This is a genomic window from Pseudomonas lundensis, from assembly GCF_001042985.1.
Lineage (GTDB): Bacteria > Pseudomonadota > Gammaproteobacteria > Pseudomonadales > Pseudomonadaceae > Aquipseudomonas > Aquipseudomonas lundensis.
Window position 1 is genome coordinate 205,147 of the sequence record NZ_JYKY01000001.1, and the last position, 19,906, is coordinate 225,052.

19 protein-coding genes are annotated in these 19,906 nt (G+C 59.8%); 1 reads left to right on the forward strand and 18 read right to left on the reverse strand.

Annotated elements, in window-relative coordinates; genetic code table 11:
* Window position 1 precedes the first annotated feature (1 nt).
* From TU74_RS00935 to TU74_RS00960, 6 genes are read right to left on the reverse strand one after another with little or no spacing between them, the layout of a single operon-like run.
* Complete coding sequence (locus TU74_RS00935; RefSeq protein ID WP_047292447.1) at window positions 2–1,393, reverse strand: sigma-54-dependent transcriptional regulator; 1,392 nt, start codon at window positions 1,391–1,393, stop codon at window positions 2–4.
* Window positions 1,390–3,150 carry a sensor histidine kinase gene (locus TU74_RS00940; protein WP_048374609.1) on the reverse strand — a complete coding sequence of 587 codons (1,761 nt, stop codon included), beginning with the start codon at window positions 3,148–3,150 and terminating at the stop codon, window positions 1,390–1,392. Before TU74_RS00940 ends, TU74_RS00935 begins: the two co-directional genes overlap by 4 nt.
* On the reverse strand, window positions 3,150–4,274 hold the full coding sequence (locus TU74_RS00945; protein ID WP_048374611.1) for a GNAT family N-acetyltransferase: 1,125 nt from the start codon (window positions 4,272–4,274) through the stop codon (window positions 3,150–3,152). Before TU74_RS00945 ends, TU74_RS00940 begins: the two co-directional genes overlap by 1 nt.
* Window positions 4,275–4,289: 15 nt before the next feature.
* A complete protein-coding gene (locus TU74_RS00950; RefSeq protein WP_047278742.1) occupies window positions 4,290–5,168 on the reverse strand; it encodes an alpha/beta hydrolase in 879 nt (292 codons plus the stop codon).
* Window positions 5,165–6,559: an aspartate aminotransferase family protein gene (locus TU74_RS00955; RefSeq protein ID WP_047278740.1), complete on the reverse strand. Its 1,395-nt coding sequence runs from the start codon at window positions 6,557–6,559 to the stop codon at window positions 5,165–5,167. The genes TU74_RS00950 and TU74_RS00955 overlap by 4 nt, the downstream gene beginning before the upstream one ends.
* Complete coding sequence (locus tag TU74_RS00960; RefSeq protein ID WP_047292454.1) at window positions 6,552–7,247, reverse strand: MtnX-like HAD-IB family phosphatase; 696 nt, start codon at window positions 7,245–7,247, stop codon at window positions 6,552–6,554. The genes TU74_RS00955 and TU74_RS00960 overlap by 8 nt, the downstream gene beginning before the upstream one ends.
* A gap of 227 nt (window positions 7,248–7,474) precedes the next feature.
* On the opposite strand from TU74_RS00960, the gene TU74_RS00965 reads away from it, so the two are divergent.
* Window positions 7,475–8,236: a MipA/OmpV family protein gene (locus TU74_RS00965; protein WP_047292456.1), complete on the forward strand. Its 762-nt coding sequence runs from the start codon at window positions 7,475–7,477 to the stop codon at window positions 8,234–8,236.
* 28 nt (window positions 8,237–8,264) lie between these two features.
* Here TU74_RS00965 and TU74_RS00970 read toward each other — a convergent pair whose 3' ends face one another.
* The 12 genes from TU74_RS00970 to TU74_RS01025 all read right to left on the reverse strand — a co-directional run bounded on the left by TU74_RS00970 (window position 8,265) and on the right by TU74_RS01025 (window position 19,875).
* Window positions 8,265–8,684 (reverse strand): DMT family transporter, encoded by a 420-nt coding sequence (locus TU74_RS00970; RefSeq protein WP_047292457.1) that lies wholly within the window; start codon window positions 8,682–8,684, stop codon window positions 8,265–8,267.
* 10 nt (window positions 8,685–8,694) lie between these two features.
* Entirely contained in the window at window positions 8,695–9,069 is a 375-nt protein-coding gene (locus tag TU74_RS00975; protein ID WP_047292459.1) for a DMT family transporter, read from the reverse strand.
* Window positions 9,066–9,986: an arginase gene (locus tag TU74_RS00980; protein ID WP_048374749.1), complete on the reverse strand. Its 921-nt coding sequence runs from the start codon at window positions 9,984–9,986 to the stop codon at window positions 9,066–9,068. The genes TU74_RS00975 and TU74_RS00980 overlap by 4 nt, the downstream gene beginning before the upstream one ends.
* A 113-nt stretch (window positions 9,987–10,099) precedes the next feature.
* Window positions 10,100–10,426 carry a GlpM family protein gene (locus TU74_RS00985; protein ID WP_169835823.1) on the reverse strand — a complete coding sequence of 109 codons (327 nt, stop codon included), beginning with the start codon at window positions 10,424–10,426 and terminating at the stop codon, window positions 10,100–10,102.
* A gap of 8 nt (window positions 10,427–10,434) precedes the next feature.
* Window positions 10,435–11,760, reverse strand: a complete 1,326-nt coding sequence (aauR, locus tag TU74_RS00990; RefSeq protein WP_047278732.1) for a two-component response regulator AauR — start codon at window positions 11,758–11,760, stop codon at window positions 10,435–10,437.
* On the reverse strand, window positions 11,757–13,661 hold the full coding sequence (gene aauS / locus TU74_RS00995; RefSeq protein ID WP_047292465.1) for a two-component sensor histidine kinase AauS: 1,905 nt from the start codon (window positions 13,659–13,661) through the stop codon (window positions 11,757–11,759). Before aauS ends, aauR begins: the two co-directional genes overlap by 4 nt.
* A 115-nt stretch (window positions 13,662–13,776) precedes the next feature.
* Window positions 13,777–14,511, reverse strand: coding sequence for an amino acid ABC transporter ATP-binding protein (locus TU74_RS01000; RefSeq protein WP_048374613.1), 735 nt, complete (start codon window positions 14,509–14,511; stop codon window positions 13,777–13,779).
* Window positions 14,508–15,182 (reverse strand): amino acid ABC transporter permease, encoded by a 675-nt coding sequence (locus TU74_RS01005; RefSeq protein WP_047273982.1) that lies wholly within the window; start codon window positions 15,180–15,182, stop codon window positions 14,508–14,510. The genes TU74_RS01000 and TU74_RS01005 overlap by 4 nt, the downstream gene beginning before the upstream one ends.
* A complete protein-coding gene (locus TU74_RS01010; protein ID WP_047273983.1) occupies window positions 15,182–15,928 on the reverse strand; it encodes an amino acid ABC transporter permease in 747 nt (248 codons plus the stop codon). Before TU74_RS01010 ends, TU74_RS01005 begins: the two co-directional genes overlap by 1 nt.
* Before the next feature lie 195 nt (window positions 15,929–16,123).
* Window positions 16,124–17,041: a glutamate/aspartate ABC transporter substrate-binding protein gene (locus TU74_RS01015; RefSeq protein WP_047273986.1), complete on the reverse strand. Its 918-nt coding sequence runs from the start codon at window positions 17,039–17,041 to the stop codon at window positions 16,124–16,126.
* 308 nt (window positions 17,042–17,349) lie between these two features.
* Window positions 17,350–18,888 carry a glycerol-3-phosphate dehydrogenase gene (glpD, locus tag TU74_RS01020; RefSeq protein ID WP_047279240.1) on the reverse strand — a complete coding sequence of 513 codons (1,539 nt, stop codon included), beginning with the start codon at window positions 18,886–18,888 and terminating at the stop codon, window positions 17,350–17,352.
* Window positions 18,889–19,119: 231 nt separating this feature from the next.
* Window positions 19,120–19,875: a DeoR family transcriptional regulator gene (locus TU74_RS01025; protein ID WP_047278727.1), complete on the reverse strand. Its 756-nt coding sequence runs from the start codon at window positions 19,873–19,875 to the stop codon at window positions 19,120–19,122.
* Window positions 19,876–19,906: the final 31 nt, after the last annotated feature.

A 19,906-nucleotide genomic window follows, 5' to 3' on the forward strand; every position in this document is an offset into this window, starting at 1 on the left:
TTTAGCGGGCTATTTTTTCGACATGGATGTTCAGCTTTTTCAGTCGATACCAAAAGCTTCTTTCTGAAATACCGATCAATTGCGCCGCAGCCGCCTGCACGCCGTTGGCCTGTTGCAAGGCCGCCAGGATGTACGCTTTCTCGACCTCGGCCAAGGCGGCCTCAAGGTCCGGCGGCACGCTGGGGCCCAATTGCGGTACGGCGCCGTGTTGATTCGGTTGCGGGGTAAACAGGTACGGCGGCAAGTCGCTGTCTTCAATGGTCTGGCTGGTGGCCACGATGGTGGCGCGCTCAACGCAGTTTTGCAGTTCGCGGATGTTGCCCGGCCAGTTGTATTCGGCCATGGCCTGCAAGGCGTCGGGGCTGAAGCCGGTGATGCGTTTACCGGCCGTCGCGCCCAGGCTGTGGGCGAAGTGGCGGGCCAGCGGGGCAATGTCTTCCACACGCTCGCGCAAGGCGGGCAGCGGGATCGGGAACACATTCAGGCGGTAGTACAAGTCTTCGCGAAACTCTTTATTGGCCACGGCCTCCAGCAGATTTTTGTTGGTGGCCGCAATGACCCGCACGTCGACCTTGCGCTCGCGGGGATCTCCCACCGGCTCGATGACCCGCTCCTGCAGCGCGCGCAGAATCTTGGCTTGCAGCGCCAACGGCATGTCACCGACTTCATCGAGAAACAACGTGCCTTTGTCGGCCTGTAGAAAACGCCCGACACGGTCGGCTACGGCGCCGGTAAACGCGCCTTTGCGGTGGCCGAACATCTCGCTTTCAAGCAAACCTTCAGGAATCGCCGCACAGTTGACCGCGACAAACGGCTTGTCGGCGCGGCTGCCATGTTTGTGAATGGCGCGGGCGACCATCTCTTTGCCGGTGCCACTTTCGCCGGTCAGCAGAATGGTGGCGCTGCTGTCACGCACGGAGTCGATGGCCTGCAACACGCGGCGAAAGCTCGGGCTGTCACCGATCAGGCTATCAACGTGCTGATGTTCGTCCAGTTCTGCGCGCATGCGGGCGTTGTCGCGCAAGATGTCGCGAAATTGCAGGGCCTTGTTGACGGTGATGTCCAGCTCGTCAATGTCAAAGGGTTTGGCGATGTAGTCGTAGGCGCCATTGCGCATCGACTGGACGGCGTTTTTTACGGTGCTGTAGGCGGTCATCACAATCACGGGCAACTGCGGGTAGCGCTGTTTGACCTCGGCCAGCAATTGCGGGCCGTCCATGCCCGGCATGCGCCAGTCGCTGATCACCAGATCAATGTCTTGCTGTTCCAGGATCGCCAGCGCCTGCAAGCCATTGCCTGCCGTGAACACCTGTACATCGTTCTGGCTGAGTGCCGAACTGAGCAGGTCGCACAGCTTCGGTTCGTCGTCGACCACCAGCACGTTATGACTCATGACTCATCCCCTCCGTGGACCGGAATATACAGATTGAAGGTGGCACCGGCGCCTTTGTCGCTGACGCATTCGATGCGGCCGTCGTGGCTGTCCATGATTGAGAACACCTTGGCCAGCCCCAGGCCTGTGCCCGAGGCTTTTGTCGTCACAAAGGGCGTGAAAATCCGCTCCATCATGTCGGGCGCAATGCCTTCGCCCGTGTCGGTAATGCTGATGACGGTGTAATCGTCTTCCTGCGCAATGCCGACGGTGAGGTGGCCGCCGTCGGGCATGGCGTCGATGGCGTTGATGATCAGGTTCAGGCACGCCTGCTTCAACTGCCGCGCATCGGCATACAAGGTGGCGCCGGGTGCCTGATCATCGATGCGGGCTTCAACGCGATGAGACTCAAGTTCGGGTTTGCAGAACCCCAGAATGTCCTCCACCAGAGGCCGTGCGGGCTGAACGCAGCGCACGGGCGCACGGGGTTTGGCGAAGTCGAGAAATTCGGTAATCAGGTCGTTGATGCGCGTGACTTCGCTGACCACGTACTCAAGGTGGCGCTTGTCGTTGTCGCCCAGGTCGGCGCGCCGGTGCAGCAATTGGGTGGCGGTTTTGATGATGCCCAGCGGGTTGCGGATTTCGTGGGCCAGGCCCATGGCCACTTCCCCCAGCGCGTGCAGGCGATCGCGGCGCCGCAGTTGCGCTTCGAGGTGATGCAGCTGACCCAAACGCACCGTCATGTGGTTGAAGGTGCTACTGAGCTCAGCCAGTTCATCGTTACCGGACACCGCCACGCGCTGGTTGTAATCCCCCGCCGTGACGGCGCGCACCCCTTCGGAAAGCGCCCGCAACGGGCGTGTCAGGCGTTCGGAAACCAGCCAGCCAACCGTCAGCGAGAGTACCGAACCGAGCAGGAAAATAAGCACAAACAGGTTGGTCTGGTTGACCAGCCCTACGACGCTGGTGTGGCGCAGCAGGCCGCTGTAAATCACGCCTTGCAGTTCGCCAGTGTCGTTCAGGATCGGCCAGTACAAACCGCTGTAGCGGCTGGTGAACTGTTCGCTGGGCAGTTTGGTGTCGCGCAGGGTTTGCTCAATGGCCTGAGGCACCGTAGGTTGGCGGTCTTCAAAGCGCTGGCTGGAGAAAATCTCGGCAAAGCCGCTGGGGTTGTGCAGATAGAGCCGTAAATCGAGCGAGTGGACTTCGGCCACGCTGGTCAGGAAGCTGCTGTCCATGTAGGTCGCGACCAATAATTGGTAATCCACACCGTCCTGAGTCGTAGGGAACGTCGAGACGACGGTGCCAGTTGGCACTTCGCCTACCTTGATGGTCTGCAACACCGCGTTCTGCGCCAGACTGATCTGATCGACAATGTTGTCGCTGGCGGTGCTGAACACCACTTTGTGGTCACTGTCGCGAATCAGGGCGACCACATCGATACCCAAGGCATCGGCAATGTCGGCGGTCAGCCGTTCGTGGCGAATGACTGTTCGGTCGGTCTGCGGGTGCGTGTACTGCAAGAACAGCTTGGCCACTCGGGCGTTGTCCGCGAGGATTTCGCTGATCTCATCCTTGACGATCTTGGTCGACTCTTGCAGCCAGACCCGCACGTTGCTGTCGAAAATCTGTGACAGCGTGGTGGCGGCCAGTTCGGCGGCGATCATGGTCGGGATCACGCTCACCAGCCAGAAGGCCAGCACCAGTTTGCGTTGCACGGTCCAGCGCGAGACCTTGAACGGTTGCGGGGGGCGCGATGCGTCGGACGTGGTCGGCATTAGGACTCGCTTATAGCGGCGGCCATGGCAGGGTCATGGCGGTCAGGGCGGATGAACAGTTTGACCAGTTTGAGCGCGTTATTGATCAGCTGGTTGCGATGACGAAAAAACAGTGTGTTGCCTTCAAACGTGCAGCCCAGGCGAATCTTGCTGGCGTAACCGGCTTGCCCGCATTCGTACAGCCCGATGCCATTACGGATGCAGTAGTCGACGTTCACCAGCCAGCTCCTGAAATACAGGTTGTATTCGCGGGTCAGCGCCAGGTCGTGGCCGAAAAACTTGTCGATCAACCGGTGCTCATCGAGCAGCACCAGATTAAAGGCCACCAGCGTGTCATCGATCCAGTACAGCGCGCACAGGGCCCGGTCACCCAGTTGCTGGAGGATACCCGTGAAATACGCGGGGGGTAAGCGCTCCCATTGCAGGTCGCTGCGCGCCAGCGAGGCTTCGTACAAACGCATGACGTCGGGCAGCACGTCGTCGATGTGGCTGCGCCACTCGACCTGCGGCCCCGGCGCGCGCCATTTGCGGCGCATGTCTTTGCGGGTGGATTTGCCCAGCGACTCCAAGTAACCGTCGACCGAGTCAAACGGCACAGGCAGCAGCGCGCTCGGCAAGCTGGGCATGGACTGAAACCCGGCGCCTTTGCAGCTATTTGCCCAATCGTCGTCATGGCTCGGCACGTCCTTGACTGCCATCAGGCCGATGCCCAGCGCGCGGGCATCCTGTTGCGCGAGGCTCAGCAAGCGGCCTAACAGCGCGGGGCGCTGTGACGGGGTGATGTGGCGGGCGGTGCCGGCGCGGCATTGTTCGGTGACCGGCGAGCCGATGGCATACAGCGGTAATTGCATCAGCCCCGGCAGCACTCGATTGAGTGCTTCGGTAAAACGCTTGCCAACCCCTTGCACAGTGGTGTCAAGGCGATAGCAGGTGGTGAAGGCGGTGGCCACGGCAATCAGGGTCGGGCCTTCAAACAGCGTCAGGTAACGCCAGTTGAATCCCTCAATGCCGGCCTTTTCTACCGCCACGATGTAATCCCAATCCTCCAGCGCGTCTGGAAAACACTCATTCCAGGCGTCGCGTTCGATGGCCTGAATCGATGAAAAGGCGTGGGCTTCAATCATGTGGCGTCCTTGTTGTCAGGCCTGCTGCGCGTACGGCGCGGCGGCCTCTGAAACGGCGCTGTGGTTTCTCACGAAATCAACGCTTAACTCGATCACGCGCCGGTATTGCAAGTCGACGGTAATCATGTGGTAACAGTTGTCGAGCAGCACCTTGGTCACCGGGCCGCCCAGGCGACGTTCGACATAATCGGCATTCCAGCGGCTGGTGATGTCGTCTTCACGGGAATGAATCACCAGCGCGGGCGTCATCACCTTGGGCATGGCGCGTTTGACTGCCGCGATCAGGCGATGCAACTCGCGCACGCTGACGCCCGACATGGTCAACAGCCCGGCATGACTGCTTTCGCCTGCTTTCATCTGGCGTTCAACGATGGCGCGCAAACGCGGGTCTTTGATCCCGTAGGGCGGTGTTTCGTTGAAGCGACACAGGTGCACGCCGAACGGAATCGCCATCAGCAGCGGTGTCAACACCGCCGCTTTTGGCATGTTCCAGCCGTCGTAGCGCAGGGTCGTGGAATACAGCAGCAAGCCCGCGACCTGCCCAGGGTGTTCGGCGGCCAGGTGCATCGACATCACCGCGCCCATGGACAGCCCGCCGACAAACACCTGAGCGTGTTTTTGGCGAATGCCGACAAAGGTGTTGCGGGCGCTGGCGTACCAGTCTTGCCAGCCCGTGGCTTGCAAATCGGCGTTGTCGCCGCAATGCCCGGCCAGCGTCGGGACGTACACCGTACAGCCCTCTTTGGCCAGGCCCATGGCCACCCGACGCAACTCTGTCGGGGTGCCGGTCAGGCCGTGGATCAACAACACCGCGACCTCACCGGTGCCGATCACGAAACCGGCGTCGCCTTCACCCAGGTCGATGGCGCCTGTCAGTGAAACGGCCGCGTTCACCGCTGCATGGCCCGGTGCAGCAGGCGGTCGAGCAGGGCGATGCCGAGGTCGATTTCTGCGTAGCTGATTTCCAGCGACGGGGCCAGGGTGATGACGTTTTTGTAGTAGCCGCCCACGTCCAGAATCAGGCCCAGACGCTTGCCATCGATGTCGATGTCGCCCTTCATGCCTTCTTCCACCATGTAGTCCAGGGTCGCCTTGTCCGGGGTAAAGCCGTCCGGGCCGCAGATTTCGCAGCGCAGCGCTAGCCCCAGGCCGTCCACGTCCCCGATGATCGGGTAACGCTTTTGCAGGTCCTGCAACCCGGCCAGGAAGTACTTGCCCTTGGCCATGACCATCGCGCCGTAATCGACTTCGTGGGTCATCTTGAACATCTCCAGGCCCACGGCTGTGCCCAGCGGGTTGGAGGCGAAGGTGGAGTGGGTGGAGCCTGGCGGGAATACCGTCGGGTTGATCAGTTCTTCGCGGGCCCAAATGCCGCCCAGCGGGTTGAGGCCGTTGGTCAACGCTTTGCCGAATACGATCACGTCGGGTTTGACGTCGAAGTGCTCAATCGACCACAGCTTGCCGGTGCGCCAAAAGCCCATCTGGATTTCATCGACCACCATCAAGATGCCGTGCTGATCCAGCACGTGCTTGAGCTCGCTGTAGAAGTTCATCGGGGGGATGACGTAGCCGCCAGTGCCCTGAATCGGTTCGACGTAAAACGCGGCGTATTCGCTCTGGCCGACTTTCGGGTCCCACACGCCGTTGTATTCCGTCTCAAACAAACGGGCGAATTGCTGCACGCAATGGCTGCCGTATTCTTCCTTGGTCATGCCCTTCGGCCCACGGAAGTGGTACGGGAACGGAATAAAGTTGGCGCGCTCGCCAAAGTGGCCATAGCGGCGACGGTAGCGGTAGCTGGACGTGATCGAGGACGCGCCGAGGGTACGCCCGTGGTAGCCGCCTTCGAACGCGAACATCAGGCTTTTGCCGTTGCTGGCGTTGCGCACCACTTTCAACGAGTCTTCGATGGACTGCGAACCGCCCACGTTGAAGTGCACACGGCCGTCCAGACCGAACTTGTTTTTGGCATCGACGGCGATGCACTCCGACAACTCGATTTTGCCCTTGTGCAGGTACTGGCTGGCGATTTGCGGCAGGGTGTCGATTTGCTGTTTCAGCGCGTTGTTCAGGCGCGGGTTGGCGTACCCGAAGTTGACCGCCGAGTACCACATTTGCAGGTCGAGGTAGGCTTGATCTTCGGTGTCCCAAACGTAGGAACCTTCGCAGCGGCTGAAAATACGCGGGGGCTCAATGTAGTGAACGGTGTCGCCGTAAGAGCAGTATTTGGCTTCTTTTTCCAGAAGGATCTGGTCTTCAGGGGTGGCGATTCGGATGTCAGACATGGTTGAAGAGTTCCTGCTGTTCACGAGAAAAGTGGGGGGCGTTGGCGGCATGGTTCGGCAATTGGGCGAGCAAGGCGGGCAGTTCAGCGAACGAATCGAAGCGCGCGTAAGGAATGCCATTGCGCTCGCAATGGTCGGCCAGGCTGTCCTTGGCAAACACAAAGTCGGCTTTGGCGGCCACGCACATGTCTGAGCGACCGTCACCGATCACCAGCACGCGTTTGCCTGCGGGGGTGGAGGCGCATTTGCAATTACCCGAGGCCGCGCGGCATGCGTCGCTGGCGTAGGGGAAATCGATGCGCCAGCTGTGCTGGTCGACCTGACGCAGCCGATTGGCAAGGATCGGCAGCAAGGTCACGTAGTGACGGGCCAGAATCCGTGCGATGCCTTGTTCGATGCCGTCACTGACGACTTCGAGGGAGGCGCCCCGTGCAATGACGTGATCGACGAAATCCGGGAAGTCCGGGTCGATCTCAACGCTGTCGAAATAGGCCAGCAATTGCGCGGGTGACGCGTTGACCAGTGACAGTTGGCGGCTCAGGCATTCCCGCGAGCCAATCTCGCCCTGCACCCATTGCGCTTCAATGGCTTGCCAGCTCGGGTCGGCGAAGCGCTGAAGAATGTTGTCGATGACGTCAGTCCGGGTGATGGTCCCGTCGAAGTCACACACGATATGCCATTGCATCATCTGCGTTGTCCTGTGGAGGAGGTGCGCACAGTGCGCTTGCAACAGGGGATTGCATTGACTGTGCCAACCTGCGCACGCCCGGCGGGCCGGGGCTTTGAGCGAGACGGGGGTTCAACGGGGGGGTGGAAGCTACAATTTTTGTAGGTTGCTACAAACAACATCAGTGCTTGCGCATGGTGGGCAAAACAGGGATTGATGCGCGCCTGAACCTCCACGGAACCCCTGAGATGAAAACGCCCTTGCCTGCTGTTTTGCTGTTTGTCCTGTTCGGTTCGGTGGGGGTGTTCGCCGCCGATGGCCCAACTGGCGAGATCGGTGCAGGCGTGGGTTATCAGCCCTATGATCCGAGCGCCAGCCGTTATGAAACCGTGCCGTTGCCGTATGTCGATGTGGAGTGGGGCGATGTCAGCCTGGACACTGAGGATGGCCTGAGCTGGCGTGCGCTCCAGGCGGGCGACTGGACGGTGGGGCCGTTCGTTAACTACCTGCCGGGGCGTGATGCCAACGGCTCGTTGCGTGGTTTGCGCGATGTCTCGGACATGGCCCAACTGGGCGGTTTTGTGCAGTACAGCCCGGCCGAATTCTGGCGGGTGTACGCCAAGCTGGGGCAAGCGGTGGGCGGCGCAGGCGGTCAGGGCGGGGTGCTGGGGCAAGTCGGTGGCGAGTTGGGCTACCCGCTGGGGAAAGGGATTATTGGCAGCAGCCAGTTAGCCGCTCATTTCGCAGACGGGCGTCAGACCTCAACGTTTTTTGGTGTCAGCAGCCGTGAAGCGCAAGCGTCAGGCATCGGCGCGTACAAGGCCAGCGGCGGGTTCCAGCAGATCAGCCTGACCCAGAACCTTGAGTTCCCGCTGGCCGCGCACTGGTCGCTGGTGGCCAGTGCCAGCTGGATGCACCTGCTGGGATCGGCCGCGGACAGCAGCATCGTCAAAGAACGGGGCGAGGTGAACCAGGGCAGCGTGCAGACGGCCATCAGTTATACATTCTGACCCTGCTGCCGCCCTGTGCGCAGGCGGATCAATGCTCAGGTTCACCGTCGGCCAGCAGGGCGATGCCGATTATGATCACGGCCACACCCACCCAGTGCAGCACACTGATGTGTTCCCCCAGTCCGAGCCACGAGCCGAGCAAGACGCCGACGAACACCAGCGAACTCAACGGGAATGCCAGCGACAAACTGCTGCGGCGCAGAATCAGCATCCACACGAAAAACGCCCCGATGTAGCAGGCAATGGCGACCCACACGCCGGGGTTCATCATCACCGCGTGGAGCCATTGCAGGCTGAAGTCCATCTGTCCCAGTTGGTCGCCGCCCACTTTGGTGGCGATCTGCCCACTGCTTTCCAGCGCAATCAGCAGCGCCCACAGCACAACGGTGCCCAACCGCCCGTGAAGCCAACCGTCTGCGGCAGTGCTCAGGGTGTTTTCAGATTGCATGTTCAACTCCTCAGGTCCCGGCGATGCAGACCAGCATCACGCCAACGGTAATCACCAGTGTGCCCAGCCAGCGGCGCCGACTGACGTGTTCGCCGAGCAGCACGCTGCCAGCGAACACCACGCCGCAATACGCCAGGGCTGCGGCTGGAAACAACAGACTCAAGGGCGCGCGCGACAGCGCTTCCAGCCAGACGAAAAACTCGATCACGTAGGCGGCGATCCCGGCCCACAGCATCGGTGCGTTAAATACTTGTGCCCAGAAGGCATTGAGGCGGAACCCGCCTTCCAGCTCAGGCAAGCGGTCGAGGCCGACCTTGAAACACAGCTGCCCGATCACATCGAGCACGATGGAAAACGCCACCAGCGCAATCACGATAAGGGTCACGGAAAAAGCTCCTCAAACAGTGTGATCAATGCCTCGTTGGTGTGGGCATTGCGCAGCAGGTCCTGCTCGCTCCAACGCTGCGGCGGGGGCTGGTCGGATTTCGCCTCCCAGCGTTTGAGCCAGTTGCGGTGCGGGGCCTTAGCAAACTCGCCGCACACGTCGATCCCCAGTACACGTGTGCGTGCGGCCAAGGCGCGGATGGCGTGCAGCAAGTGGTTCAGGCGCATGCCGCCTTGATCCCAGTTGGTGGCGGCGTCTTCACTGGCTAGCACGTCTTTGTCGATCGTGATCCACACCGCCCCGGTGGGCAGGTCGTCGATCAGGGCGTCGATAAACGCGGGCCAGTCCTCGTCCACAAGGTTGCGCCAGTGCAGCCGGTTTTCATGTTGCTCATGGCCCGGCCCATCGCCGATGCGGCCCCAGACTTGAGTGGGTGCGTGCTGCCACGGGAACAGTTGCAAGTGCCCGCGTTGCAGGGCGCCCAGATTGCCGCCCTTGATTTGCGGGTTTTCCAGGTCGTCGCTGCACGGTCCCAGGGTGATGATGCGCGCAATGTCGGGCATTTCGAGCGCACGATTGACCCAGGAACCGCAATGGCGCTTGGGCGCCAGGCGCACCCAGTCGGGGTGATTGTCAAAGTGGATCAGGCTGACGGGCTCCGGCAAATCGCTGAGCAATGCCGGGGTCAGGTGGTGATAGTCGCCGGAACCGACAAAGAACAGTTCAGGCCGGTGCGCCGGGCGCGGCGGTCGTTTTTTCAACTGCTGCACGAAGCGCCGGTAGGTGCGCTCGGTGGACCATAACCGCAGTTGCGGGCCTAGCGCCAGCAGGTCAAGGCGCGTGGCGCGGCCATCCAACAGCCGCTCAGCGATGGCGGGTTGCGCCGTCAGGCTGGAATCGAGATCGAGAATGTTCAACGTCAGCTTTACCCCATTCAATCCCCGCCGGATCAAGCTCGGCGGGCGTTAAGGGGTAAATGCAAGGGACGGGCCAAGGTGTCAGCGAGGTGAGCGGCGCCGCCGGTTTGGGGTCAGTGGAGCCTGACCCAGACGCTGACCAATACGGTTGCGGCCATGAGCCAGGCCACCGCTGCCAGCGCCAGCGAGGCTTCAAGGCGCATGCGGTCGACTAGCACGTACAAGGCCGCCAGGTACACAAAGTAGGGAATGATCGACCACATGCCGAACACGATGGTGGTTTTCAGGTCCTCGATGGACCGGCCTTTGCCCACGATGTAATGCGCGATCAGGGCGAAGGTCGGAAACAGCGGCACCAGCCCGGCAATGTAGTAGTTTCTGGTTTTTGCCAGCATGGCCAGAATGATGACCACGCCTGCCCCGAGTGCCGCTTTTAAAATCAGATCCATCAGTGCGCCAAACCGTATTTTTTAACTTTGTCGAACAGGGTGGTCTTGGCCATGCCCAGCTCCTGGCTGGCTTGGGTCAAGTTGCCACCACTGCGTTGCAGGGCGTCGTTGAGCAGGTTGCGCTCGAAGGCTTCCACCGCTTCTGAAAACCCCAGCCCTTGCGCAACACTGCCGCCGGTTTTCTTAAACGCGGGCAGCCCCAGGGCAAAGCGCTCAGCCACGTTACGCAGCTCGCGCACGTTCCCGGGCCAGTCGTGGCTCATGAGGCTGGAGAGGGTCTGGTTGTCCAGCTCGGGCGCGGCGCGGTCGAAGCGCAAGGAGGATTGCTGCAAGAAATATTCGAACAATTGCAGGATGTCTTCGCGGCGCTCGCGCAAAGGCGGCAGTTCGAGGGTGACCACGTTCAGCCGGTAGTACAGGTCGCTGCGAAACTGGTTGGCTTTGCCCAGTTGGTCGAGGTCGGATTTGGTGGCCGCAATCACGCGGCAATCGACATCAATGCTCTGGTTCGAGCCCAGACGTTCGAGTGTGCGTTCTTGCAGCACCCGCAGCAGTTTGATTTGCAAGTTCAGGGGCATGCTTTCGACTTCATCGAGAAACAGCGTGCCGCCGTCGGCGTGTTCGATTTTGCCGATCCGCCGTTTGCCCGCCCCCGTGAAGGCATTGGCTTCGTGACCAAAGATTTCACTTTCGAACAAGTTCTCGGGCAAGCCGCCGCAGTTCAGGGCGACGAACTGTTGGGGCTGGCGTCGACTGAAGTCGTGCAGGCAGCGGGCGACCAGTTCCTTGCCGGTGCCGGTTTCGCCTTCGATCAGCACGTTGGCAGACGTATCAGCAACGTTGGCAATCAGTTCGCGCAAGTGTTGCATGGCGGGGGAGCGCCCAATGATGCGGCCTTCCAGGGAATCGCGCTCCGCCAGTTGCCGACGCAGCGACCACACTTCACGGGCCAGGCTGCGTTGTTCCAACGCGCGACGCACGACGTCCACCAGGCGCTCGGGGGAAAACGGTTTTTCCATGAAGTCATAGGCCCCATCGCGCATTGCGCCCACGGCCATGGAAATGTCGCCGTGCCCGGTAATCAACACCACGGGCAGGCTGTGGTCGCGGGCCTTGAGGCGTTTGAGCAGTTCGAGGCCATCAATGCCGGGCAGTCGAATATCGCTGATGACGATGCCGGGGAAATTATCACCCACCAGTGCCAGGGCTTGTTCGGCGCTGCTTACGCCTTCGCTGCGGATGTCTTCCAGGGCCAGCGCCTGCTGGCAACCCAGCAGGACATGGGGGTCGTCTTCGACAATCAGGACGCTTAATTCAGGGTTCATAGCGGCTCGGCCTTAACGGGTTGCAGCAACGGTAATAAAAGGACAAACGCAACACCACCGCTGGCCGGGAATTCAACGCTCAGGCTGCCACCGGCGGCGGCCGCTAGGCTGGCCGACAGGGTCAGGCCGAGCCCGAGCCCTTGTTCGCCGGGTTTGGTGGTGAAGAACGGTTCAAACAGGTGCTTGCGGGTTTCGGGGTCAATGCCCGGGCCGTTGTCGCGCACGTGCAGGCGATATTTGCCTTCGCTGACATCGCCTTCGAGCCACACGTGCGGCGGCGTGCTTTGGCCCTGCATGGCATCAAGCGCGTTGCCGATCAGGTTGATCAGAATTTGCTCGAGCCGCGTCTGGTCAATTTTCAAATGGGCGTCGCTGAAATCACGCTGCACGCTTGCGCCCGACGCTTGCAGCCGGGCATCGAGCAGTTGCAAGGCGGCGTCTACGGCGTGGCTCAGGCTGGCATGACCATCGTCGTCGCCGCGTCGCGCAAATGAGCGCAGGTTGGCGGTGATACGGCCCATGCGGTCCACCAGGTTGTTGATGGTGCCGAGGTTTTCAGCCGCCACTTTCAAGTCGCCACGCTCCAGGAACCGGACCGTGTTGCCCGAGAGCGTGCGCAAGGCGGCCAAGGGCTGGTTAAGTTCGTGGGCAATGCTGGTGGACATTTGCCCGATCGCAGCAAGTTTGCCAGCCTGCACCAGTTCGTCCTGGGCGCGGCGCAGGGTGTCTTCGGCCTGACGCCGTTCGCGTATCTGCCCTTTGAGGCGTTCGTTACTGGCGCGCAGATGGGTGGTGCGTTCGGTGATTTTCCGTTCCAACTGATTGTTGGCTTCTTGCAGGGCTTCGCGTGCGGCCAGCCGGGTGGCAATCACCTTGCGCCGCTCGTTCCACGCGATGAGCAGGAAGGCCAGCAGGGCAAAGCCGACAGCCACCAGCATGCCCTGATTCGCCGCCTCGCGACGTAGGTCTTGCAGGGGCGTGAGCAGGGTGATGTCCCACGGTGTGTCGTTGAGGTTGCGCGTTTGCGCCAGGTAGCTGACTTGCTGATGATCGGTGATGACTTCGCTGTTGGTGGCGAAGGTGATTTTCTCGACGCCTTCAGCCAACTGTTCGCGCTGCAACGGTTGCAGCTCGTTGAGCGGCCACCAGTAGTACTGAAGGCTGCGCGCGAGTTTTTCTTTGGTGTCGGCCGAAAGCGGTCTGACTGATTTCAGGCGCCGGGTAGGGTCGCTGGACAAGATGATGATGCCGTTCTCATCGCTGACGTAGGCTTCAAGCCGTGCCCGCTGCCAGCGTTCTTCCAGGGCTTCCAGGCGCACTTTAATGACCGCGACGCCGATGATTTTGCCTTGCTCTTCCAGCCCGTGGGCCAAGTAGTAACCGGGCTCGCCGCTGGTGCTGCCGATGCCGTAGAAGCGCCCCGGTTGGCCGCGTACGGCGTCTTGAAAGTACGCCCGAAAGGACAGGTCTTCACCCAGGTAGCTGTCGGCATCTCGCCAGTTGCTGGTGGCCAGCACCCGCCCCGTGGTGTCGAGGACATAGATGGCGCGACTGCGGCTGCGGCGGTTGAGGCCTTCGAGGTATTGATTGACGGTGGTGCGATTCTGCAAATCCGGGTCGGCCAACAGCTTCGATACGCTGGACTCAAGCTCCAGCAAGCTGGGCAGGTAAGTGTATTTGCCGAGTTCACTTTCGACGGTGCGGGCGTGCAGCTCCAGCTGGCGTTCACCGTTTTCGCTGAGGGCGCGGATGCCGAAATGCTCGCTGACGCGATAGCCCGCGTACCCCAGGCCGATAGTCAGCAGGATAATCAGGGGCGGCAACAGCCAGTGGCGCAGCAGACGAGGTTTCACGGCAAGTGAGGGCGGGGCACCGCGATAAAGTGTGGGGTCGCATTTCATCACAGATGCCTTGGGTCAACCACTGCGCAATAAAGAGGTGGCCAATGCTGTAACCGGACGCAGGCTGCGCCCGGTTACAGGCGTGTGGCGAACACCCTGACGGGTGGTTGAGTTATCAGTGCTGCAGGATCTTGCCCAAGAAGTCCTGAGCGCGTTGCGAGCGGGCGCTCACATCGCCAAAGAACTCATCTTTCTGACAGTCTTCGACGATTTTGCCCTGATCCATGAAGATGACCCGGTCGGCCACTTTGCGGGCAAAGCCCATTTCATGGGTTACGCACATCATGGTCATGCCTTCGTGGGCCAGTTGCACCATTACGTCGAGCACTTCGTTGACCATTTCTGGGTCGAGGGCTGAGGTGGGTTCGTCAAACAGCATGACAATCGGGTCCATCGCCAGCGCACGGGCAATCGCCACACGCTGTTGCTGGCCGCCCGACAGTTGGCCAGGGTGTTTGTGGGCGTGGGCCGACAAGCCCACGCGCTCCAGCAACTCAAGGCCTTTTTTGGTGGCTTCGGCTTTGCTGCGCCCCAGTACCTTGACCTGAGCAATGGTCAGGTTTTCGGTGATGGTCATGTGCGGGAACAGTTCGAAATGCTGGAACACCATGCCCACGCGCGAACGCAATTTCGACAGGTTGGTTTTAGGGTCGGCTATCGAGATGCCGTCCACTACGATGTCGCCTTTCTGGAACGGTTCAAGGGCGTTGACGCACTTGATCAGGGTCGACTTGCCGGAGCCCGATGGCCCGCAGACCACCACCACTTCACCTTTTTTGACTTCAGTACTGCAATCGGTCAGTACCTGAAAGTCCCCGTACCACTTGTTGATGTTCTTGATCGAGATCATACGGCAAACCTTTTTTGCAGACGCTTGACCAGCAGCGAGGCGGAAAAGCTGATGATGAAATACACCAGACCGGCGAAGATCAGGAACTCATTGGAGCGGCCGATGATATCGCCGCTTGAGCGCGAGGCATTGAGGAAGTCCACAAGGCCTACGGTGTAAACCAGCGAGGTGTCCTGGAACAGGATGATGCTTTGTTGCAGCAGCAGCGGGGTCATTTTGCGGAATGCCTGAGGCAGGATGATCAGGCGCATGGCCTGGCCGTAACTCATGCCCAGCGCTTTGGCGGCGCCCATCTGGCCTTTAGGAATGGCTTGTACGCCCGCTCGCACGATCTCGCAGAAGTACGCCGCTTCGAACATGACGAATGCCACCAGGCACGACTCGAAGGCGCCGATCGGGGTGTCTTCACCCGTGATCCAGCGCAGCACGAAGGGAACGGCCAGGTAGAACCAGGTGATCACCAGCAGCAACGGAATCGAGCGGAAATAGTTAACGTAGGCGCCCGCCAGATTGGACAGCCACTTGCTTGAAGACAGGCGCATGAGGGCCAAAACGGTCCCCAGCGCCACGCCGCCGATCACACCCATCACCATCAGCTTGAGGGTCATGATCATGCCGTTCCACAGGCCCGGCAGGGCAGGGACGATCCCGCTGAAATCAAAGAAGTCCATTATTTGCCCCCCAGAGACATGAGGCCGGGTACGGCGACTTTTTTCTCGATCAGGCGCATGAGCAACATCAGGCTCATGTTCAAGGTGAAGTAAATCAACGTGGCCAATGTGAAGGCTTCAAACAGGTTGGCTGAGAATTCGGCTGTCTGTTTGGTTTGCGCCAGCAGTTCCATCAAGCCGATCAACGAGGCCACCGACGAGTTCTTGAACACGTTGAGGAATTCGGAGGTGAGGGGCGGAATGATGATCCGGTACGCCTGAGGCAGCAGCACGTGCCAGTAAATCTGCGTCATGCTGAAACCCATGGCGCGAGCGGCTGACTCCTGACCGCGGGGCAGCGCTTCGATACCGGTACGCACTTGTTCGCACACCCGGGCGGCGGTGAACAGGCCCAGGCACACCACGACGCTCAGATAAGCCGAGGTGGTCGGGTTGAGGTCTTGCTTGTACCACTCCTGCAAGTCCGGCGGCAGCAGATCGGGCACCAGGAAGTACCAGATGAACAACTGCACCAGCAGCGGTACGTTACGGAAGATTTCAACGTAAAGGGTGGCGATGCCGGCGATGAAGCGGTTCGGCAGGGTGCGCATCACGCCCAGCAGCGAACCCAGCATCAAGGCAACGATCCAGGCGACGACAGCGATCGCGATGGTCCAGCCCAAGCCCGAAATAAACCAGTCGAGATACGTCTCGCTGCCTACGCCGGTGGACTTGAAAAACACGGTCCAGTCCCAGTTGTAATTCATGCAGGGTCTCCCCTCAGATGGTTCTAGTCACAAGCACTTGCTTCAGGGAATCCGTTCTCACCTGACACGATCGTCAGGCACACGCTCCCCGCTCGACAACCGGCGGGTCGAGTGCTCTCTAATGCAGTCAGTAGCGAGTACAGCGGGTGATCAAGGCTACCGGGCGCGATTATTCACGCCCGGTAGTAACCGGCATCAGGCTTTTGGCTTGTCGTCAGCAGGCTTATCGGTAGGGTTTGCGATCAGCGCTTTCAGCTCGTCGCTCATCGGGAACTGCAGGTTCAGCCCCTTAGGCGGGATTGGCTGCTGGAACCACTTGTCGTAGATCTTGTTGATTTCGCCAGACTTGTAAGTCGCAACGATGGCGTCATCCACGGCCTTTTTGAAGTCAGGATCGCCTTTGCGCATCATGCAACCGTAGATTTCGTACGATTGTGGCGTACCGGTTACAGCCCAGTCAGTGGGCTTCTTGGCCTTGGCCATTTCACCGGCGAGCAGGGCGTCGTCCATCATGAATGCGACGGCGCGGCCCGATTCGAGCATGTTGAACGCTTCACCGTGGTCTTTTGCCGAGATCACGTTCATGCCCATCTGCTTGTCGGCGTTCATGGCCTTGAGAATGCGCTCGGAAGTGGTCCCGGCGGTGGTCACGACGTTTTTGCCTTTCAGGTCAGCGAAATCTTTGTATGGCGAGTCTTTTTTGGACAGCAGACGCGTACCGATTTCGAAGATGCCGACCGAGAAGTCGACTTGCTGGGCGCGTTCGGCGTTGTTGGTGGTAGAGCCACATTCAACGTCGACTGTGCCGTTCTGTACGAGCGGGATGCGGGTCTGGGAGGTGACCAGGTTGTACTTGACCTTGAGGTCCGGCATGTCGAGCTGCTTTTTCAAGCCTTCGACAATTGCCAGTTGCACATCGTGGGAGTAACCCACCGGTTTACCGGAAGCGTCCGCGATGTAGGAGAACGGGATGGAGGAGTCACGATGCCCAAGGGTGATGGTGCCGGATTCTTTGATTTTCTTCAGTGTGCCGGTCAATTCGGCTGCAAAAACTGGAGTGCTAATCAGGGCTGCAGTAATGGCTGCGGCCAAAAGTTGCGGGACGATGCGCATCGGTGGTTCCTCGACATTGTTTTTTTTATTGAGCCAGTTCACTGGACCCTTTATGTACTTCGAACAACTCAACAGGCTAAGGCTGTTTAAGCAGTCGGCCCAGAGTGTAGAGCATGAGTCGTGCCAGATCCTGTTATTAAAGCTAACACTATGATTTATATGGGGTTATAGGTTTGTTGCAGGCAGGCGTGAACATGCGGTTGCCCGGAAAGCCGAACTTGCATGAAGGACCGCGTTCGGAAATCCGAATGATTCGGGCGCGTCGCGATAAAAAAACGCCCACATCGAGGTGGGCGTTAAAGGGAGAGTTAAGCGGCTTCTACCTTGCGGTGTTTGAGGTTCAGGCTGGCCATGTAGTGGGCCAGGTGTTGCTGTTCTTCGGCGGTGGTGAACAACCCCAGCTTGGTGCGGCGCCACAGGATGTCCTGAGCGTCCAGGGCCCATTCCTGACTGCACAGGTAGTCAACTTCGCGGCTGTATAAGCCGCTGCCAATGTGCTCACCCATATCTTCCAGGCCTTGCGCGCCTTCCAGCAGCGTCCAGGCGCGGTTGCCATACGTAATGGCCCAGCGCTTGGCGATAGCGGCATCCAGCCAGCTGTGTTTACTGACCAAGGCTGCGCTCAGTGCCGCCGGGGTGGTCATGTCTTCGCCACCGGGCAAGGTAGCGGCTGCCGTCCAGCTGGGCTTGATCTGGGTGAAGAACGGAGTCAGTTGAGCCATCGCCGACTCTGCCAGTTTGCGGTAGGTGGTCAGCTTGCCGCCAAATACCGACAACAAAGGTGCTTCGCCCGGCGCGCCAGATAAAGCCAGCGTGTAGTCACGGGTTACGGCGGACGGATTGTCGGACTCGTCATTGCACAGCGGACGCACCCCGGAGTAAGTGCGCAGGATATCGTCGCGGCTCAACTGCTTTTTGAAGTGAGCGTTGACCACATTCAGCAGGTAATCCGTTTCTTGCTCAGTGATGCTGACCTTGGCCGGGTCGCCTGTGTATTCGCGATCAGTGGTGCCGATGATGGTGAACTGATCCATGTACGGAATGGTGAACACGATGCGTTGGTCTTCGTTCTGCAGAATGAACGCGTTCGGCGCGTCATACAGCTTCGGCACGATCAAGTGACTGCCCTGGATCAGGCGGATGCCGTAAGGCGAGTCCAGTTTCAGGTCGTCCTTGATGAACTTGGCCACCCACGGGCCTGCGGCATTGACCAGTGCTTTGCTGCGAATTGAGAACAGGCTGCCGTCAGCGCGTTCCAGGTTCAGTTCCCACAGGCCTTTGCTACGACGCGCACCGACGCAACGGGTCTGGGTGTGGACATGAGCGCCTTTTTCACGCGCAGCCATGGCATTGAGTACGACAAGGCGTGCGTCATCAACCCAGCAGTCCGAGTATTCGAAACCTTTGGTGATTTCCGCTTTTAGCGGGCTGTCGGCGCCAAATTTGAGGCTGGTTGAGCCGGCCAATTTTTCACGTTTGCCCAAATGGTCATACAGGAACAGGCCAGCACGAATCATCCAGCCCGGACGCAGGTGCGGGCGGTGTGGCAATACAAAGCGCATCGGTTTGACGATGTGCGGGGCTTTGGCCAACAGCACTTCACGCTCGGCCAAGGCTTCGCGCACCAGACGAAACTCGTAATGTTCCAGATAGCGCAGGCCGCCGTGGATCAGCTTGCTGCTGGCTGAGGACGTGTGGCTGGCGAGGTCATCCTTTTCGCAGAGGAACACTGACAGGCCGCGGCCAGCAGCGTCTGCGGCGATGCCGACACCGTTAATTCCGCCGCCAATCACGGCAACGTCGTAAACCTCGGCAAGAGGCGTGGCAGGCAAGGTGGTGTGCGACATGAAGGAGCCTCGCGTTGAATACGCATATTTGAATTCGAACATTAATGTTCATTTTCGAAAATGGTAGCGGATAAACACGCGCACAGCCAGCCTGCTTCGATTGAAAAAACTCATCGAAGACCGGATAAAGGAAGAATTTCGAACATTTACGCTGGGTGGGCAGGTCAGGACTGACCCGCGAAGCGCCCGAGGGGCTCGGCCGGCGCGAGCCCCGATCCTGCGCAGGAGAGGTTAAACCACTTCGAGGCGGATTTTGTTCTGTGCCAACAACTGCGCCAGCTCCGGGACAGGTGGTTGGTCGGTGACCAGGCAATCAATCAGGGAGATGGGCCCCAAGCGCACCATGGCATTGCGACCAAATTTGCTCGAGTCCGCCGCCAGAATGGTCTGTCGGGCATTGGCAATAATGGCTTGGGATACGCGCACTTCTTGATAGTCGAAATCCAACAAACTGCCGTCAGAATCAATACCGCTGATGCCCACCAAGGCGTAGTCAAACTTGAACTGATTAATGAAGTCGACGCTGGCCTGGCCGACGATACCGCCGTCACGGCGCACGTTGCCCCCTGCAATCAGCACTTCGAAGTCGTCTTTTGCGCTCAGGATCGAGGCAACGTGCAAGTTGTTGGTGATGATTTTCAGGTGGTTGTGATTGAGCAGTGCCCGGGCGATGGACTCGGTGGTCGTCCCGATATTGATAAAAATAGAGGCGTGGTCAGGTATCTGGGCGGCAATGGCTTCACCAATGCGGCGTTTTTCATCGCGCATCTGATCGGCGCGCATGGCGTAGGCGGTGTTTTCTACGCTGGAGTCATACGCCGCACCACCGTGATAGCGGCGCAACAAATCGGCTTCTGCCAACTGGTTGATATCGCGACGAATGGTCTGGGGCGTGACAACGAATAACTGCGCCATTTCCTCGATGCTGACATAGCCGCGCTCGCGAACGAGTTCGAGGATCTGCTGCTGGCGTGGAGGCAGATTCATGGAGTTTCCTTTGGGCGGCGAAGCAAATTCG

Bases quoted from the DNA above. Each gene is read 5' to 3' on its own strand.
- TU74_RS00935 (WP_047292447.1), bottom strand. From the start codon at position 1,393: ATGAGTCATAACGTGCTGGTGGTCGACGACGAACCGAAGCTGTGCGAC.
- TU74_RS00940 (WP_048374609.1), bottom strand. From the start codon at position 3,150: ATGCCGACCACGTCCGACGCATCGCGCCCCCCGCAACCGTTCAAGGTC.
- TU74_RS00945 (WP_048374611.1), bottom strand. From the start codon at position 4,274: ATGATTGAAGCCCACGCCTTTTCATCGATTCAGGCCATCGAACGCGAC.
- TU74_RS00955 (WP_047278740.1), bottom strand. From the start codon at position 6,559: ATGTCTGACATCCGAATCGCCACCCCTGAAGACCAGATCCTTCTGGAA.
- TU74_RS00960 (WP_047292454.1), bottom strand. From the start codon at position 7,247: ATGATGCAATGGCATATCGTGTGTGACTTCGACGGGACCATCACCCGG.
- TU74_RS00965 (WP_047292456.1), top strand. From the start codon at position 7,475: ATGAAAACGCCCTTGCCTGCTGTTTTGCTGTTTGTCCTGTTCGGTTCG.
- TU74_RS00970 (WP_047292457.1), bottom strand. From the start codon at position 8,684: ATGCAATCTGAAAACACCCTGAGCACTGCCGCAGACGGTTGGCTTCAC.
- aauR (WP_047278732.1), bottom strand. From the start codon at position 11,760: ATGAACCCTGAATTAAGCGTCCTGATTGTCGAAGACGACCCCCATGTC.
- aauS (WP_047292465.1), bottom strand. From the start codon at position 13,661: ATGAAATGCGACCCCACACTTTATCGCGGTGCCCCGCCCTCACTTGCC.
- TU74_RS01000 (WP_048374613.1), bottom strand. From the start codon at position 14,511: ATGATCTCGATCAAGAACATCAACAAGTGGTACGGGGACTTTCAGGTA.
- TU74_RS01005 (WP_047273982.1), bottom strand. From the start codon at position 15,182: ATGGACTTCTTTGATTTCAGCGGGATCGTCCCTGCCCTGCCGGGCCTG.
- TU74_RS01010 (WP_047273983.1), bottom strand. From the start codon at position 15,928: ATGAATTACAACTGGGACTGGACCGTGTTTTTCAAGTCCACCGGCGTA.
- TU74_RS01015 (WP_047273986.1), bottom strand. From the start codon at position 17,041: ATGCGCATCGTCCCGCAACTTTTGGCCGCAGCCATTACTGCAGCCCTG.
- glpD (WP_047279240.1), bottom strand. From the start codon at position 18,888: ATGTCGCACACCACCTTGCCTGCCACGCCTCTTGCCGAGGTTTACGAC.
- TU74_RS01025 (WP_047278727.1), bottom strand. From the start codon at position 19,875: ATGAATCTGCCTCCACGCCAGCAGCAGATCCTCGAACTCGTTCGCGAG.